12 protein-coding genes and 4 tRNA genes are annotated in these 15,948 nt (G+C 72.4%); 10 read left to right on the forward strand and 6 right to left on the reverse strand.

Annotation, left to right across the window (positions count from 1 at the left end):
• The first annotated feature begins 53 nt into the window (after positions 1 to 53).
• A complete protein-coding gene (locus tag N8I87_RS34445) occupies positions 54 to 2,732 on the forward strand; it encodes an ATP-binding protein (protein ID WP_263214685.1) in 2,679 nt (892 codons plus the stop codon).
• 10 nt (positions 2,733 to 2,742) lie between these two features.
• Here the strand turns inward: N8I87_RS34445 and N8I87_RS34450 are convergent, their stop codons facing one another.
• The 3 genes from N8I87_RS34450 to N8I87_RS34460 all read right to left on the reverse strand — a co-directional run bounded on the left by N8I87_RS34450 (position 2,743) and on the right by N8I87_RS34460 (position 5,766).
• A complete protein-coding gene (locus N8I87_RS34450) occupies positions 2,743 to 3,534 on the reverse strand; it encodes an SDR family NAD(P)-dependent oxidoreductase (RefSeq protein WP_263214686.1) in 792 nt (263 codons plus the stop codon).
• A gap of 68 nt (positions 3,535 to 3,602) precedes the next feature.
• Positions 3,603 to 4,586: a DUF3048 domain-containing protein gene (locus N8I87_RS34455; RefSeq protein WP_438829316.1), complete on the reverse strand. Its 984-nt coding sequence runs from the start codon at positions 4,584 to 4,586 to the stop codon at positions 3,603 to 3,605.
• Between the two features lie 109 nt (positions 4,587 to 4,695).
• On the reverse strand, positions 4,696 to 5,766 hold the full coding sequence (locus N8I87_RS34460; protein ID WP_263214690.1) for an ATP-dependent DNA ligase: 1,071 nt from the start codon (positions 5,764 to 5,766) through the stop codon (positions 4,696 to 4,698).
• 73 nt (positions 5,767 to 5,839) lie between these two features.
• Here N8I87_RS34460 and ligD point away from each other — a divergent pair, with 73 nt between their 5' ends.
• Together ligD and N8I87_RS34470 are read left to right on the forward strand one after the other, a co-directional pair.
• On the forward strand, positions 5,840 to 6,874 hold the full coding sequence (ligD, locus tag N8I87_RS34465; RefSeq protein ID WP_263214692.1) for a non-homologous end-joining DNA ligase: 1,035 nt from the start codon (positions 5,840 to 5,842) through the stop codon (positions 6,872 to 6,874).
• A gap of 106 nt (positions 6,875 to 6,980) precedes the next feature.
• Positions 6,981 to 8,021, forward strand: a complete 1,041-nt coding sequence (locus N8I87_RS34470; protein ID WP_263214693.1) for a LacI family DNA-binding transcriptional regulator — start codon at positions 6,981 to 6,983, stop codon at positions 8,019 to 8,021.
• Between the two features lie 68 nt (positions 8,022 to 8,089).
• Here the strand turns inward: N8I87_RS34470 and N8I87_RS34475 are convergent, their stop codons facing one another.
• Complete coding sequence (locus N8I87_RS34475; RefSeq protein ID WP_263214694.1) at positions 8,090 to 8,878, reverse strand: VOC family protein; 789 nt, start codon at positions 8,876 to 8,878, stop codon at positions 8,090 to 8,092.
• 285 nt (positions 8,879 to 9,163) lie between these two features.
• On the opposite strand from N8I87_RS34475, the gene N8I87_RS34480 reads away from it, so the two are divergent.
• The 6 genes from N8I87_RS34480 (at position 9,164) to N8I87_RS34505 (ending at position 12,377) form a co-directional block, all read left to right on the forward strand.
• Positions 9,164 to 9,409, forward strand: a complete 246-nt coding sequence (locus tag N8I87_RS34480) for a WhiB family transcriptional regulator (RefSeq protein ID WP_263214695.1) — start codon at positions 9,164 to 9,166, stop codon at positions 9,407 to 9,409.
• Positions 9,410 to 9,460: 51 nt separating this feature from the next.
• Positions 9,461 to 9,532 (forward strand) — tRNA-Ser (locus tag N8I87_RS34485).
• Between the two features lie 7 nt (positions 9,533 to 9,539).
• Positions 9,540 to 9,611 (forward strand) — tRNA-Ala (locus N8I87_RS34490).
• A 114-nt stretch (positions 9,612 to 9,725) separates the two neighbouring features.
• A tRNA-Glu gene (locus N8I87_RS34495) sits at positions 9,726 to 9,797 on the forward strand.
• A gap of 28 nt (positions 9,798 to 9,825) precedes the next feature.
• Positions 9,826 to 11,190 carry an SDR family NAD(P)-dependent oxidoreductase gene (locus N8I87_RS34500; protein ID WP_263214697.1) on the forward strand — a complete coding sequence of 455 codons (1,365 nt, stop codon included), beginning with the start codon at positions 9,826 to 9,828 and terminating at the stop codon, positions 11,188 to 11,190.
• Complete coding sequence (locus N8I87_RS34505; protein ID WP_263214698.1) at positions 11,184 to 12,377, forward strand: leucine-rich repeat domain-containing protein; 1,194 nt, start codon at positions 11,184 to 11,186, stop codon at positions 12,375 to 12,377. Before N8I87_RS34500 ends, N8I87_RS34505 begins: the two co-directional genes overlap by 7 nt.
• Positions 12,378 to 12,416: 39 nt before the next feature.
• On the opposite strand, the gene N8I87_RS34510 is transcribed toward N8I87_RS34505, so the two are convergent.
• Together N8I87_RS34510 and N8I87_RS34515 are read right to left on the reverse strand one after the other, a co-directional pair.
• A complete protein-coding gene (locus N8I87_RS34510; RefSeq protein ID WP_411577318.1) occupies positions 12,417 to 14,255 on the reverse strand; it encodes an AAA family ATPase in 1,839 nt (612 codons plus the stop codon).
• Complete coding sequence (locus tag N8I87_RS34515) at positions 14,256 to 15,662, reverse strand: vWA domain-containing protein (RefSeq protein WP_263214700.1); 1,407 nt, start codon at positions 15,660 to 15,662, stop codon at positions 14,256 to 14,258.
• A 100-nt stretch (positions 15,663 to 15,762) separates the two neighbouring features.
• On the opposite strand from N8I87_RS34515, the gene N8I87_RS34520 reads away from it, so the two are divergent.
• Positions 15,763 to 15,837: transfer RNA gene (locus N8I87_RS34520), tRNA-Trp, on the forward strand.
• Positions 15,838 to 15,948 lie beyond the last annotated feature (111 nt).

A 15,948-nucleotide genomic window follows, 5' to 3' on the forward strand; every position in this document is an offset into this window, starting at 1 on the left:
ACGGTTACGCTCGGGGTCTGTACGTCATTCGGGCGACACCGGGGAGGTAACGGATGACGGAGGCACGGCCCCCTGCGGCCGCTTCGCCTTCCCTGTGGGAGCGCGACGCGGAGATCGCCGCCGTCACACAGGCGCTCGACGCCCTGTGCGCGGACCGCTCGTCCTCCGGGAACCTGCTCGTGTTCCGTGGCGACGCCGGAATCGGCAAGACGGCGCTCCTGACCGAGACCCGCCGAATCGCCGAACGACGCGGCTGCACCGTATGGTCCACCCGCGGCGGCGAGAACCTGAAGTCCGTCCCGTTCAACGTGGTACGGCAGCTGCTGCAGCCCGCGCTGGTCTCGCTGATGCCACAGGAGGCCCGCGAGTACCTCGGCGACTGGTACGACATCGCGGGGCCCGCGCTCGGCATAACGGAGCCCGGTGAGCGGCAGGCCGACCCACAGGGCGTGTGCGACGGCCTGGTCGCCGCCGTCCGCCGACTGGCCAAACGGGAGTGGCCGCTGGTGCTGCTCGTCGACGACGCGCACTGGGCCGACCAGGAGACCCTGCGCTGGCTCACCGCGTTCACCGAGCGCCTCGACGATCTGTCCGTCCTGGTCGTGGTCGCCCGCCGGCCCGGCGAGGTGTCCGGCGACATCGCCCGCTGCCTCGACGCGATCACCGCCACCGCGGGCCGCCCTGTCAGCAACCTCAGCGCCCTCACCCCGGACGCCACCGCCGGTCTCACCCGCGCCACCCTCGGCCGGCACGCCGACGCCCCGTTCTGCCGCGAGGTCTGGGCCGTCACCGGCGGCAACCCGTACGAGACCGTCGAACTCCTCGCCAAGGTGCAGGACAGCGACATCCACCCGGTGGAGGCCCACGCCGGCGAGCTCCGCCCTCTGAACCGCACCGCCCGCGGCGGCGGACTCGTCGCCCGGCTGGAGGGCCTCGGCATCGACGCCACCCGGTTCGCCTGGGCGGCCGCCATCCTCGGCACCGGCATCACCGTGGACCTGGTCGCCCAGCTCGCCACCATGAGCATGGACGACGCCGAACGCTGTGCCGAACTGCTGTGCGGCGCCCGCATCCTCACCACGCCCGACCCCGCCGCCGCCCGGCCCGACGACGGCGACCTGGAGTTCGTCCACCCGCTGATCGCCTCCGCCGTCTACAACTCCATCCCCGAGGCCCTGTGCACCGCCATGCACGGCATCGCCGCCCAGGTCGTCACCGACTCCGGGCGCGGTGCCGCGGCGGCTTCCCGGCACCTGCTGCAGGTGCACCCGGACGACGACGAGGAACTCGTCGAGCAGCTGCGCGAGGCGGCCCGGGAACACCTCGCCGTCGGCGCCCCGGACGCGGCCCGCCGCTGTCTGGAACGCGCTCTGGTCGAACCGCCCGCGCCCGAGGTCCACGCGCGCGTGCTCTACGAACTGGGCTGCGCCACGCTCCTGACCGCTCCCGCGACCACGATCGACCATCTGCAGAGCGCGCTCGGCATGCCCGGCCTCGACGGCGACGAACGCGTCGACGCCGTCTTCCGCCTCTCCCAGGCACTGCTCCACAACAACCAGCTGGAGGAGGCCGTCCGCACGGTGGAGGCCGAGGCCGCCCGCCACGAACCCGGGCCCGCCCGGCTGCGGCTGCAGGCCGTGCACCTCATGTGGGAGGGCATCCACGGCGAGGCCGCCGCACCCGGCCGCTCCGCACGACTCGCCGACCTCGCCCGGACCTGCACCGGCCGCGACAACTCCGAGCGCGCCCTGCTGATCCTGCGCGGCTTCGACGCGATGACCCACGGCGAGAGCGTGGAGGAGGTCGTCGAACTGTGCGACCGCGCCCTCGTGAACGGCCGACTCGCCCCCGGTCTGGGCTGGACCGACACCGAGTGGGGCGTCGAACTGCTGATGATGCTGGGCAGCGCGTACACCTACGCCGACCGGCTCGACCGCGCCGAGAGCCTGTTCGCCGAGGCATTGCGCGCCTACACGACCGCGGGCTGGAGCGGCGGCCATCTCTCCCTGGCGAACGCGTTCCTCGGCCTCGCCTACCGTCGGCAGGGCCGCCTCAGGGACGCGGAGAGCATCCTGCGCGAGTCCCTCGCACTGGCCGAACGCGTCGGCCGCGGACTGCCCCTGTACTGGTCGGCGACCAGCGGGCTCGTCGACACGCTGCTGGCCCGCGGCCATGTGGACGAGGCCCGGGCGGTGGCCGAGCGGTACGGCTTCGCACCGCCCTACCCGTCGACGATCGTGCTGCCCGACACCCGCTCCGTGCGCGGTCGGCTGCTGCTCGCCCTCGGCCGTACCGAGGAGGGCATCAACGAACTGGAGGCGGCCGGGAAGACGGCGGCCGCCCGGGGCGGCCACCATCCGGTCCTCGCGCCCTGGGCCGTCGACCTCGCCAAGGCCCTCACCGCGCAGGATCCGCCGCGCGCCGCCCGGCTCGCCACCGAGGCCCGCCGCCAGGCCGAGCGCCTCGGCACGGACACCGCCATCGGCGAGGCCCTGCGCTGCGCGGCCGCCCTGGAGACCGGACAGCGAGCGGTACGGCTGGCCGCGCAGGCCGTCGCCTACCTGGAGGCCTCGCCCTGCCAGTACGAACACGCCGCCGCCCGCGTCGAGTACGGCATCGCGGCCCGTTCCGTCGCCGAACTCAACCGGGGCATGGCACTCGCGCGCTCGTGCGGGGCGGACGGGCTGGTGGCGCAGGCCGGACAGGCACTGGAGACGGGCGGCCTCAGCTGACCACGCCGCCTCAGATCGCCAGCAGCTGCTCGGTGACCGCTTGCAGGCGCTTGCGCACCTCGGGGTCGTACGTCCCCTCGTGCGCCCTGGCCGGCCGCGCGCCGTCGAAATAGCCGCCCGAGCCCAAGTCCCCGGTGGCCAGGGCCAGTACGCCCGTCGCTCCGTCCGCGACCGTGTTCCAGGGCGTGATCCCGCCCTCGCGGACCATCGCGGTGTCCATATAGGTCGCGGGGTGCAGCACATTGACCGACACACCGCTGCCGGCCAGCTCCTCCGCGAGCGAGAACGTATGGGCGGCGAGGGCGAACTTGCTGCGGCAGTACGCCGACACACCGCTGTAGCCGCGGGTGAGCTCCGGGTCGGCGAAGTCGAGCGGCTCCTGGCCGACCGAGCCGACATTGACGATCCGGGACGGCGTGTTCGCGCGCAGCACCGGCAGCAGGGCGCGGGTCAGCACCACGGGGGCGAGATAGTTCACCGCCAGCCGCAGCTCGTGCCCGTCGGCGCTCAGTTCGCGGCCGGAGCCACGCGGCCCGGCGCCCACCCCGGCGTTGTTGATCAGCACGTCGAGCCAGGGCCGCGCCTTCGCCACCCGGGCGCCCAGCTCGCGGACCTGCGCCAGCGAAGCGAGGTCCGCGACGAACCCTTCGGCCTCACCCTCGGCGCGCAGCTCCTCGACGAGCCGCCGCGTCCGTTCCGGGTCACGTCCGTGGGCGAGCACGACATGCCCGGAGCGGACCAGCTCGAAGGCGACGTACCGGCCGAGTCCGGAGGTGGCACCGGTGATCAGAACAGTGGACATGTCTCCACCCTAGGCACGCTCCGGCACGGGCTGCGCGGTGCCGCTGGGCCAGGCCCGGGAGGGGCGCCCTAGTCGGACCGCGCGAACACCACCCACACCTGGCCCTTCGCGAAGTTCATGGGCGTGCCGTCGGCGGTGGTGAACTCCGTGCCGTCGGCCGCGGCCGTGCGGGTCCAGGTCGCGTCGAAGGCGCGCCCGTCCCGCAGCACCTCCGCCTTCCCCGTGCCCACTGTCTCGGTGTACGGCGTGTTGTTGCCGAGGACGTCGTGGTACGCGGACTCGCGCACCTTCACGTACTGCACGACGACCGTCGCGGGGGCCAGCCGCTTCCCGTCGGCCGTCTTCGTGGGCGTGCCGTCCATCCCGACCAGCCAGCGGTGCCGGTCGGCGGACCAGGTGAAGCTGAACTCGGCCACGGGATAGCGCACGGTGCGCGAGGTCTCGGCCCGCCCGCCCGCCGGTGCCGTGCCGTAGTGGAAGCCGGTGGTCAGCGCGGCCGCGCCCGGCGTGGCGGACAGCAACCGGTCCGGGTGCAGATAGAGGTTGTGCGGCGCCGCCTTGTCACCGCCGCGGAAGAAGGCGTCGGACGCGTTGCCGGGTGTCTCCGGTCGTAGCGGTGCCTTGTCGATCAGCGGCAGCAGCTTGGTCTGTGCCCCCGAGAAGGCGAGCGTCGGACGGTCGAACTGGCGCAGCAGCTCCAGATCGGACTCGCGGGCGCTGCGCACCGGCCCGATGACCTTCGGCAGCTTGGTCGCGTACACCGCCATCAGCCGGCTCAGCCCGCCCTCGACCTGCTCCGCGTACACGACGTCCGCGGAGTCCAGCCCCGTCTGCGGGCGGGCCGCGGGCACATTGTCGATCTTCACGGCGAGCACGTGGCCGGTGCCGCCGCGCGGGGCCGGCCCGCTGGTCCGGCCGAGGCCGTCGTCGACCGGGCCGGGGCCGTGTCCCGACGTACAGCCCGCCGCGAGAGAAACCGTCAACGCGACGCCCAGAAATGCTGTCGTCATCGCTCTCGTCGTGGCGCGTAGTGTGCGCGCTCTGTGCCCCATGCCCACCGTCGCCACCGTTGCCACCAGGTCCGTGCCGTCGATTGTGCGCTCATCAGTTCATTGATGGCCATACCCCCGTGATTCTGATCGAGCTTGGCGATTGGGCCGGTCAGCCGGGGCTGCCGAGGATCTCCGCGAGGTCGTAGCGCACCGGTTCCTCCAACTGGGCGTAGGTGCAGCTCTCCGGGGTGCGGTCCGGGCGCCAGCGGCGGAAGCGGGACGTGTGCCGGAAGCGGACCCCGTTCTCCATGTGGTCGTACGCCACCTCGGCCACCCGCTCCGGCCTGAGCGGCACCCAGGACAGGTCCTTCTTGCCCGACCAGCGGCTGGGTGCCCCGGGCAGCCGGGCCGTCTCGTGCGCGGCCTCCTGCGACCAGGCCGCCCACGGATGCCCGGCCGTATCCGTCATACGCAGCGGCTCCAGCTCCTCGACCAGCTCGGCGCGGCGCTTCATCGCGAACGCGGCGGACACGCCCACGTGCTGGAGGGCGCCCTGGTCGTCGTACAGACCGAGCAGCAGCGAGCCCACCACCGGACCGCTCTTGTGGAAGCGGTAGCCCGCCACGACGACATCCGCCGTACGCTCGTGCTTGATCTTGAACATCGCCCGCTCGTCCTGCAGATAGCGCACGCCGGGCGGCTTGGCGACGACCCCGTCCAGGCCCGCCCCCTCGTACTGCTCGAACCACTGCCGCGCCACGTCGATATCGGTCGTCGCCGGCGCCAGATGGACGGGCGCCGTCACCCCGGACAGCGCCCTGGCGAGCAGCGCCCGGCGGTCCGTCAGTGGAACGTCCAGCAGTGACTCGTCGGCCAGGGCCAGCAGGTCGAACGCGACGAAGGAGGCGGGCGTCCGCTCCGCCAGCATGCGCACCCGGGAGTCCGCCGGGTGGATGCGCTCGGTCAGCGCGTCGAAGTCGAGCCGCCCCTCCCGGGCGATCACGATCTCGCCGTCCAGCACACAGCGCGCGGGCAACCGCTCCTTCAACACCGCGACCAGCTCAGGAAAGTACCTGGTCAACGGCTTCCCGGTACGGCTGCCGAGCTCCACCTCGTCCCCGTCACGGAACACGATCGCCCGGAAGCCGTCCCACTTCGCCTCGTAGTGCATGTCCGGCGGGATCTTCGCCACCGACTTGGCGAGCATCGGCTTCACGGGCGGCATCACCGGCAGATCCATGCTCCGATTCTGCGCGCATACCGCGGCTGCCGCCCGGTGTGCGAGGTGTGCGGGGTACGCCTACCGTGGCCGCATGGGTGACGCGGTGGAACTGGAGGCGGGCGGCCGGACCGTGCGGCTGTCCAGCCCGGACAAGGTCTTCTTCCCGGAGCGCGGTTTCACCAAGCTGGACCTGGCCCGGTACTACATCGCGGTCGGCCCCGGCATCCTGCGCGCCCTGCGCGACCGCCCCACCACCCTGGAGCGCTATCCGGACGGGGTGACCGGCGAGTCCTTCTTCCAGAAGCGGGCGCCCAAGAACATGCCCGACTGGATCCCCACCGCCCACATCACCTTTCCCAGCGGCCGCTCCGCGGACGAGATGTGCCCCACGGAGGAGGCCGCCGTCGTGTGGGCCGCGCAGTTCGGCACCCTCACCTTCCACCCCTGGCCGGTGCGCCGCACCGACGTCGACCGCCCCGACGAGCTCCGCATCGACCTCGACCCGCAGCCCGGCACCGATTTCGACGACGCCGTCCGCGCCGCCCACGAACTGCGCGCCGTCCTCGACGAGTTCGGCGGACTGCGCGGCTGGCCCAAGACCTCCGGCGGGCGCGGGCTGCATGTCTTCGTGCCCATCGAACCGCGCTGGACCTTCACCCAGGTGCGCCGGGCCGCGATCGCCGTGGGCCGGGAGATGGAACGCCGGATGCCGGACCACGTGACGATCAAGTGGTGGAAGGAGGAACGCGGCGAGCGCATCTTCATCGACTACAACCAGACCGCCAGGGACCGCACCATCGCCTCCGCCTATTCCGTACGTCCCCGCCCGCACGCCCCGGTCTCGGCCCCCCTGCGCTGGGACGAAGTGGGCGAGGCCCACCCCCGGGACTTCGATCTCGCGACCATGCCCGCCCGCTTCGCCGAACTCGGCGACGTACACGCCGACATGGACGACCACGCCTACTGCCTCGACGCCCTGCTCGAACTCGCCCGCAAGGATGAATATGACCACGGCCTGGGCGACCTGCCCTATCCGCCCGAGTACCCGAAGATGCCCGGCGAGCCCAAACGCGTCCAGCCGAGCCGGGCACGACGCGAGAAGCAGCAGCCACCATCGGACGGGTGACGACCCCATCCCGGCCCGCAACTCCCTCTCCCATGACGAGAGCGCTCTCACCCCGCCCCCCGCACGGGGATATCCTGATCCGCAATCGCCGATGAGGAGTCCCGAAGTGACCGAGACAGCGCCACGTCCCACGTTGGAGGCCGTGGCCGCGCGGGCGGGGGTGTCGCGGGCCACCGTGTCCCGGGTGGTCAACGGTGGGGACGGAGTCAGGGAGCCGCTGGTGGAGCGGGTCCGGCGGGCGGTCGAGGAACTCGGCTACGTCCCCAACCAGGCCGCGCGCAGCCTGGTGACGAAGCGGCACGACGCCGTCGCCGTGGTCATCGCCGAACCTGAGACCAGGGTCTTCGCCGACCCCTTCTTCGCCTTGCAACTGCGCGGGATCAGCAAGGAGCTGACGGCGCACGACAACCAGCTCGTCCTGTTGCTGACCGAGGGCCGGGACGACCACGCGCGCGTGGCCCGCTATCTCGCCGGAGGCCATGTCGACGGCGCGCTCGTCTTCTCGCTGCACCTCGACGATCCGCTGCCCGGGCTGATCCGGGGCGCGGGCGTGCCCACGGTGTTCGGCGGCCGGCCCGGCTGGAACCACGGCACGCCCGACGCGGTGTACGTCGACAGCGACAACCGGGGCGGGGCCCGCGAGGCCGTACGCCATCTCGTCGGCCTCGGCCGGAGGCGGATCGCGCACATCACCGGCGCCCTCGACCAGACCTCCGCGGTGGACCGGCTCGACGGGTTCCGGGACGTGATGGCGGACGCCGATCCGCTGCTGATCGTGGAGAGCGACTTCACCCCGGCCGGCGGCGAGCGCGCCATGCGGGAACTCCTCGACCGCTGCCCGGACGTGGACGCGGTGTTCGCCGCGAACGACCTCGGCGCCTCCGGAGCGCTGCGCGTACTGCGCGCGAGCGGACGGAGGGTGCCCGAGGACGTCGCCGTGATCGGCTTCGACGACATGCTGCCCGTCGCCGAACAGACCGACCCGCCCCTGACCACGATCCGTCAGGACATAGAGGAGATGGGACGGTTGATGGCCCGCCTCCTGCTGCGTGGCCTGGACCGCGGGGCGACCCGCGAGGATTCCGCGGCGGACGCGCCCTCCGGTGTCATCCTGCCGACGACGCTGGTACGGCGCGCCTCCGCGTAGGCCCCCGGCCCGGTCCCCGTTGCTGGGGGCGGGCCGGGGTGCTCACCCCCCGCCGGGGATGCCGGGTCTCAGGCCTGCGGCTCGCTCTTGATCACCGCGAAGCGGGCGCCGTACGGGTCGGTGAGCTTGGCCATCCGGCCGACGCCCTCCATGCTCGTGGCGGGCATGCGGACCTTGCCGCCCAGCTGCTGCGCCTTCTCGACCACGGCGTCGGTGTCCTCGACCTCGAAGTACGGCAGCCAATAGGCGCCGGCCTCGGCCTCCGCGGGGTCGTCGGCCAGCGGGACCATTCCGCCGAACATCGCGTCCTCACCGCCCTCGGTGGGATTGACGCAGGTGTACGTGCCGCCGGGGAAGGGCATGGCGGACGTCTCCAGACCGAGCACCTGGTGGTAGAACGCGGCGGCCGCGGCGATGTCCGGCGTGTACAGCTCGACCCAGCACAGCGAACCGGGTTCGTTCGCCTTGTCCACACCCTTGGTCAGGGCCGGCTGCCAGAGCCCGAAGGGCACGCCCGCCTGGTCGGCGAGGACCGCCATGTGGCCCTGCCCCATCACGTCCATGGGCTGGAGCAGCACGCTGCCGTGCGCCCCCTCGGCGGCCTTGGCCGTGGCCTGCGCGTCCGCGCTCTGGAAGTACACGGTCCAGGAGGGCGGACCCTGCTCCGGAGTGGTCTGCATACCGCCGGCCACGGTCTTGCCGTCCAGTTGGAAGAAGCCGTAACCGCCGGCATCGGGTCCCGCCGACTGGAACCGCCAGCCGAAGAGACCGCCGTAGAAGGAGGTGGCGCCCTCGATGTCGGATGTGCCGACGTCGAGCCAGTTGGGTGCGCCGTTGACGAAACGGGTGGTGAGCATCTTCGCCCTCCTCAAAAGGGTCCCGTTCTCAGTGCACTGCCGAGTCTTGCACCGCCCACTGACAATCGCTGCCGCAGCGCGTCCGCGCACCGGACCGCCCACCGCGACTACCCTCGGTGACCAGCCGCGTTCCTCTTGATTTCCTCCCGGACCCGCGCGCCGCCGTGCGCCGCCGCGTGCCGGGGGAGCATCATCGGGGCGGCAGTCGGGCCTCGTATACGCCACGGCCGCGGCGTTGACCCGGCGTTGAGCGAACGTTTTTCGCGGGGCGGCACGATCCTGCTCATGCACATCGAAACGATCACCTCGCCCGACCTCGCCTGGCAGGAGGAGGCGTTGTGCGCGCAAACGGGGGCGGACTTCTTCTTCCCGGAGCCCGGCAGCTCGGTACGGGAGGCGAAGCGGATCTGCGGCCTGTGCCCGATCCGCTCGGCCTGTCTGGCGTACGCGCTCGACAACGACGAGCGCTTCGGCGTCTGGGGCGGCCTGTCGGAGAAGGAACGGCTGGCGCTGAGGCGTACAGCGCTGTGACGCCCGGACGGTGCGTCACCCCGGCCCGGCCGTTAGGATCCGGGAACGCGTCCGGGCGTAGCGCAGAGGCAGGCGCACCGCCTTGCTCAGGCGGCCACACCGGTTCGAATCCGGTCGTCCGGACGTGCGGGGGTCGGTAGCGCAGAGGCAGGCGCACCTTCATGGCATGAAGGACACGCCGGTTCGAATCCGGCCCGGCCCGCGACAGGCCCGTACGGGGCGGGGTGGCACACCCGGGCGGTCCGCACATCCGTGCGGCCACGGCCGCCGTGTGCGGTTAGGATCCGGGAGCGCACCCGGACGGGACGCGTTACTCGGTCCTGTAGAGCAGAGGCAGACTCGCCACCCTCTCAAGGTGGATACGCCGGTTCGAATCCGGCCGGGACCACGGCACGGCGGACACGGGGCGGGTACGGATGGGCGAGGCGATCACCGACGCGGTTGCCGGCACGACCACGGACACGGTCACCGAGGCGGAACTGGCCGCCTTCCACCAGGTGGTGGGCAAGCTGCGCGCGCTGCCCGTCGACGATCCGGTGCGACTGCGGGCCGAGCAGGTCGCCGCCTCCTTCACGCGCGACGGCCGACTGCGGCGGCGTAAGGCGCGCGGCGCCGAAGCGTCCGCGGCCGACGCGGCGGCGATGGCGGCGACCGCGACCGGCGCCCCGGACCGCCGTGAGGACGCCCCGTTGGCCGAGTCCGGCGCCGGGGGAGTCTTCCTCCGGCCGCGCACCTGCTACGTCTGCAAGTCGCCCTATCGACAGGTCGACACCTTCTACCACCGGCTCTGCTCCGAGTGCGCCGCCGACAACACCGCCCGCCGCACCCTGAGCACCGACCTGAGCGGCCGCCGGGCGCTGCTCACCGGAGGCAGGGTAAAGATCGGTTTCCAACTCGCCCTGATGATGCTCCGGGACGGCGCCGAGGTCCTCGTCACCTCGCGCTTCCCGCACGACACCGTGCGCCGCTTCCGGGAGGCCGAGGGCAGCGCACAATGGCTGGACAGACTGACCGTCCTCGCCGTCGACCTGCGCGACCCGCGCCAGGTGCTCGGGCTGTGCGAGGAACTGCGGCGGGAGGGCCGGCCGCTGGACATCCTCGTCAACAACGCCGCGCAGACCGTGCGGCGGCCGCCCGAGTCGTATGCGCTGCTGTCCGCCGGGGAGTACGACGCGCTGCCCGCGGGGGCCCGGCAGGCGCCCGGGTTCCGGCCGATGCGGATGCTGGAGGGCCCGGCCGCCGCCCTGCCCCTCGCCCTGCGCGAGGCCGACGAGGCCGGGCTGCTGCCCGACCCGTCCCCGGAGAACTCCTGGTCGGCCCGGCTCGGCGCGCTCGACCCGGCCGAGGTCCTGGAGACCCAGCTCGTCAACGCCCTTGCCCCGGCGCTGCTGTGCGACCGGCTGCTGCCCCTGCTGCTGACCGCGCCCCGGCCACGCCGGTACGTGGTCAATGTGACCGCCGTCGAGGGCCGCTTCGCCGTCCGCAACAAGATGCCGGGCCATCCCCACACCAACATGGCCAAGGCGGCCCTGAACATGCTCACCCGCACCAGCGCCGCGGAACTCGCCGCCCAGGGTGTGCACATGTGCGCCGTCGACACCGGCTGGATCACCGACGAGAACCCGGCCCCGAAGAAGGCCCGGATGGCCGAGGCCGGGTTCCGCACACCGCTCGACATCGTGGACGGGGCGGCCCGGGTGTACGACCCGATCGTGCGGGGCGAGGCCGGGAACCCGGTGTCGGGGGTGTTCCTGAAGGACTACCGGGAGGCGGCATGGTGAGCGAGGAGCCCGAGGAGGCGCACCCGGGCGGCGTCGCCGGGGTGCCGTACGTCGTGCCGCGCCCCCTCGCCGAACTGGAGCCCCTGCTGGACTGGTTGCGCGCGGGCCGCCCGGCCGGGGAGCGGCTGGACTTCACGGCCGGTACGGCGCTGCCCGACGGGCGGCTCGACCTGTGCAAGCAGGGGGTCGGGGCGGAGGGTGCCGCGCTGATCGCCGACGCGCTCGCCCAAGGACCGTCTCCGGTACGGCACCTGCTGCTCGGCACCGACGCGCTGGGCGACGACGGGGCGGCCGCCGTCGCCGAGAGCACGGGGGACGTCGAGACGCTGTATCTCGGCTGCAACGGGATCACCGCGGGCGGTGCCTGCCGGATCGCCGACAATCTGCGGGCCTCGCCGCAGGTCGTCACCGGTGTGTGGCTGAAGAGGAACCCGCTCGGCAGCGGGGGCGGGCAGGCCGCGGCCGAACTCATCGAGTCCGCACGGTCGTTGCGCACCCTCGACCTCGTCCAGACCGGCCTGGACGCGCCGGGCGCCGCCGTCCTGGCCGACGCACTGCTGGCGGCCGCCGGGGGCGGGCGGCGGATCGAGCGGCTCTTCGTCAGCGGCAACCCGCTGGGCGAGGCGGGCGCGCGGGCGCTCGCCGCCGTCGTCGCCTCAGGCGCGGTCGATGAACTGTACGTGTCCGCGGCCCGCTTGGGAGACACGGGCGCACTCCGTCTGGCCGAGGCCCTGGAGCGGGCACCGTACGGGCGGCTCACCCGGCTGGCCGTCGCCAGCAACGGCATCGGACCGTCCGCCGCGGCCCGCCTGGTGACGGCGGCGACCGCGGCCGGCGTCACGCTGCTGGACCTCGGCCGGGTCCGGGCGGCGGCGGTGCTCGCGGCGCAGGACAACCGGCTCGACCTGACGTCCGCCGAGACCATCGCCGCGGCCCTCGCCGACGGCGAGCACCGGCTCGCCCACCTCGTCCTGACCCACACCGGGCTGCGCAGCCGCGAGGCCCACCGCCTCCTCGACCACGCGGCCCACGCCACGACAGCCACCCGCTTCCGGCTCGGCGACGGCATCGCCGCCAGCGTCAAACGCCGTCTGGACGCCCTGAGCGCACACATCCCCGCACCGGCCGTCCCGGCGGACGTGGCGGCCATCCGCAGCGTGCACCGCACGGCGCCACCGGAGGCGTGAGCCGGGGCGGGGCCCGGTGGCCCGGACCCACGAGCCGCCTCAGCTCCGCCGCATTCCGGTGAGCACCTCCGTCCAGAAGCGCTGTTGCTGCTGCGACGCTCCCACGAGATACGTCGCCCGCAGCTTGGGCGGCAGCAGCGCCACCAGCCGGGCCACCACCGCCCGGTGCTTCTTCAGCTGGGACAGCTCCGCGTTGGCGAGGATCTGGTGGACCACGTCGCTGTCGTTCTCGCCCTCGTCCGAGCGGTCGGCCGCTCGGCGCAGGCGCTTCTCCCACAGGTCGGCGTCCCGGGCGAGCTCGCGCAGGCCCGTGACCGGGCGTCCGCGCAGCCGGTCCATCAGGGCAGTGAGCGGCACGGGCGCGTACTCGCCGTCGCCGAGGTAGACGGTGCCCATCTCCAGCGGCAGCCCCCGCCGGTGCAGCTTGATGAGGCGCTCCAGGGTGCGCTTGGTGATCCAGGCGCGCCCGTCGTCGTCGATGTCGTGCTTCCACCACTCAAGGACCGTCTCGGCGTCCGTGCCGTACTGCGCAAGGAGCCACTCGTTGGCCGGTATGTCCTCCGGCTCGACGGTGAGCGAGGCCGTGAAACGGGTCGCCTGGGCGATGTTGTTCCGGGACACCAGGAGCTTGCGGCCCAGATGGTAGGGCGGATTCTGGACCGCTATCTGCGCCCGCAGTTTCTCGATCCGCTGCCCCGCCAGCGACCACTCCTGGGTGACCTCCATGAGCTTGGCGAACGCGGCCTTGTCCTTGGGCCTGTTGTACTCGTCCCACACGATCGCCTTCGGCTCGGGGCCGGTGAAGGGCATGGCGAGGAGGTTGTCCAGCGTGCCGTCCGGGGACGGGATCGGCGCGCACAGATCCTCCACGTTCGTCACGGGCAGGGAGAAGTACAGCGGATCCCGGCCGAGCCCTTCGCGCAGGGTCTCGCGCACCAGCTCCGTCTTGCCGCAGCCGGGCGGGCCCTGCAGCAGGACCGTCCACCGGTTGCGCAGGGCGGCACGTACCACCTGCCGTACCGGGTCGGGGACGGTGGCCGGGTTGCGGGTGCCGAGCGCCTCGGCGATCCGGTCGAGGATCTCCGACGTGCGGTTCTGACCCGGGCGGCCGTCCGGGCCCGGCTCGGCCAGCCGCACCCGCTCGCCGTCGACCAGGGGCAGGCCCCAGCGCAGCGGGAAGCCCTCCCCGGCGTTGGCCAGGACATGGTCCAGGGTGCGCGGGGAGAGCAGCTCACGCAGCTCCGGGCAGAGCGAGGCCCACAGGGAGAACACCGGACGCAGGTCCCACTGGCGGTACTTGGCCGCCAGATGGCGCCGCCAGGACGTGTCGTTCGCGGTGATCCGGATCGTCACCATGCGGTCGAGCAGCGCCAGGTCGCCGCGCCGTGCCGACGTCTCGGCCAGCGACTCGTTGTCCGTCAGGAACACGCCGACGCAGCCCAGGGCGCGCAGATCGTGCTCGCCGAGCGTCCAGTTGCAGGCGATCTGCATCAGCTGCGACTGGATCGTGTCGCCCGCCTGCAGCGAGTCGTCGATGAGCAGCACGAAGGGCCTGCCCGGCTTGAGCTGGCTCATCACCAGCTGACGCAGGACCAGTTCACCGGTCCGCGGGTCGCGCACCGGCGCGTTGACGAGCAGGTCGTCGGGTGTCAGGTTCGCCGCGGGGACGTACACCAGCGTGGCGTCCGGGTGGGAGCGGGCGATGTGGCAGAAGAACGTCGCCGTCTTGCCGATGCCGTGCTCGCCGAAGACCTGCCCGGTCTGCCCCATGTCGATCATCGCGTCGATGAAGGCCTCGAGGCGTGAGTCGGCCGACTGCCGTGGGTCCGTGCGGTCTGCGTGGTCTGTGTGGTCCGTGTGCTGTGCTTCCGTGGTCATCTACCGTGATCCTGTGGTGACGCGATGGCAGTCCATCGCCGGTGTGTGCGTCTCGGGCCAGTCGCTGCCGCCCTGGGTGATCAGCCAGATCCATTTGTCCGGCTCGGCCGGAGTGATCGGCGGGGCGTATCCGTCGGTGAGCATCACGACGGCGTCCGGGGTCACGTCGAACCGGCGCCCGTTCACCTCCGTGCGGCCCTCCACGTGGTCCGCGACCGCCTGGAAGCTCGTGCCACCGCCGCCGTAGACCCGCTCGCCCGGTCTGAACGGCATCACCACGGCGTCGAAGGACAGCCAGTGCGCCTCCACCCCGTCGATCCGGCCGACGAGTTCGGTGAGCCACCTGATGACGTGGTCCGGCATCGAGCCCGAGGTGTCGTACGCGATGACCAGCACCTTGTCCCGCACCGGGCCCCGTCGCGAGAGCATCGGGTCCTGGCCCAGGTCCGCGAGCAGCGCGCCCCGCTTCTTCGGGTACACCAGCCGCTCGCCGTCACGCAGTTTCGAGCCGAGTACGTCGACCAGCCAGCGCTGCCACCAGTCGACCGTACGCGTGCGCGTGGTCTCGCCGCGGAGCATGCCCGCGCCCAGGTTTCCCCAGATCCGGGCGGCCCGCGCCGAGCCCTCCTCGGTGCGGCCCATCAGGTCGAGCAGCTCGCGCTCCGCGCCCGGGTGCCCGCGTCGGGCCGCCAGCAGGGAGTTGAGCAGCGCGGAGGACGTCACCGCGTCGACGGTCTCCTGATCGGCCGGGACGAGATTGCCCTCCAGGTGCACGCACAACCGTCGCTCCGGGACGGGAGGATGGCGCATGCGCTTCAGTTCGCCGTACACCCGCATGTCCGTCCGGGTAAACGTCTCGTACGCCACCGGCTCCAGGCCGTGCGTCGTCAGGTCCTCCCAGTAGGCGTCGTACACCGTGCGCGGGTCGACGCCCGTGGGCCGGCCGTCGAGCAGCGGCAGTTCCGCACGGCCCAGCCGGACCAGCGCCACATGGTTGATGGACACCTCGGCGGCCAGCTCGAACACCGGGTCGTCGCGCAGCTCGGCGTCCGCGAACAGATGGCGGTGCACCAGATGCCGCGCCTCGTGGAACAGCACGAACTTCACGCCGTCCAGGCCCAGTGCGACGAAGCAGTCCGGGTTGTAGAGCAGCAGGCAGGAGCCGTCGCCGGAGGCGACCACGGCCGCCGTGTCCACCGCCGTCGTCGGGATCTGGTGGTGGCACTTCGTGTACAGCCAGGACGCCACCGCCGACTCGGTCAGCCCGAAGTCCAGCAGCGCGGCCTCCTTCAGCCGCCGCGCCTCCTCGACCACCGCCGGATCCGCCGGGCGGTAGCGCTCCAGTGCCCGGCGGTCGGTGAGGTCGACCACATGAGGGCGCCGTCGCCCCTGCTCCCCGTACGCCATGCGAAGCCCCCCGTGCACCCTGTAACGCGCTTCCCCCGGTGCTTCATTGGTACCAGCCCGCACTGACAACGGGCCAAGGCATTACGCTGTGCGGCAAGGGCGGGGCCGTAGCGCAGAGGCAGGCGCACCTGGTCTCCAAAACCGGAAGACGCCGGTTCGAATCCGGCCGCCCCGTCCCCCTGGATCTCATGGAGCCACCGGGTGAACCCGGTGGCTCCAGCCATGAGACGCAGCTCACATGGGGCCTCCTGTCACACATCGACCGCCTGTCCGGTCAATGGTGTGC

Origin of the sequence: Streptomyces sp. HUAS 15-9 (assembly GCF_025642155.1) — a bacterium.
GTDB lineage: Bacteria > Actinomycetota > Actinomycetes > Streptomycetales > Streptomycetaceae > Streptomyces.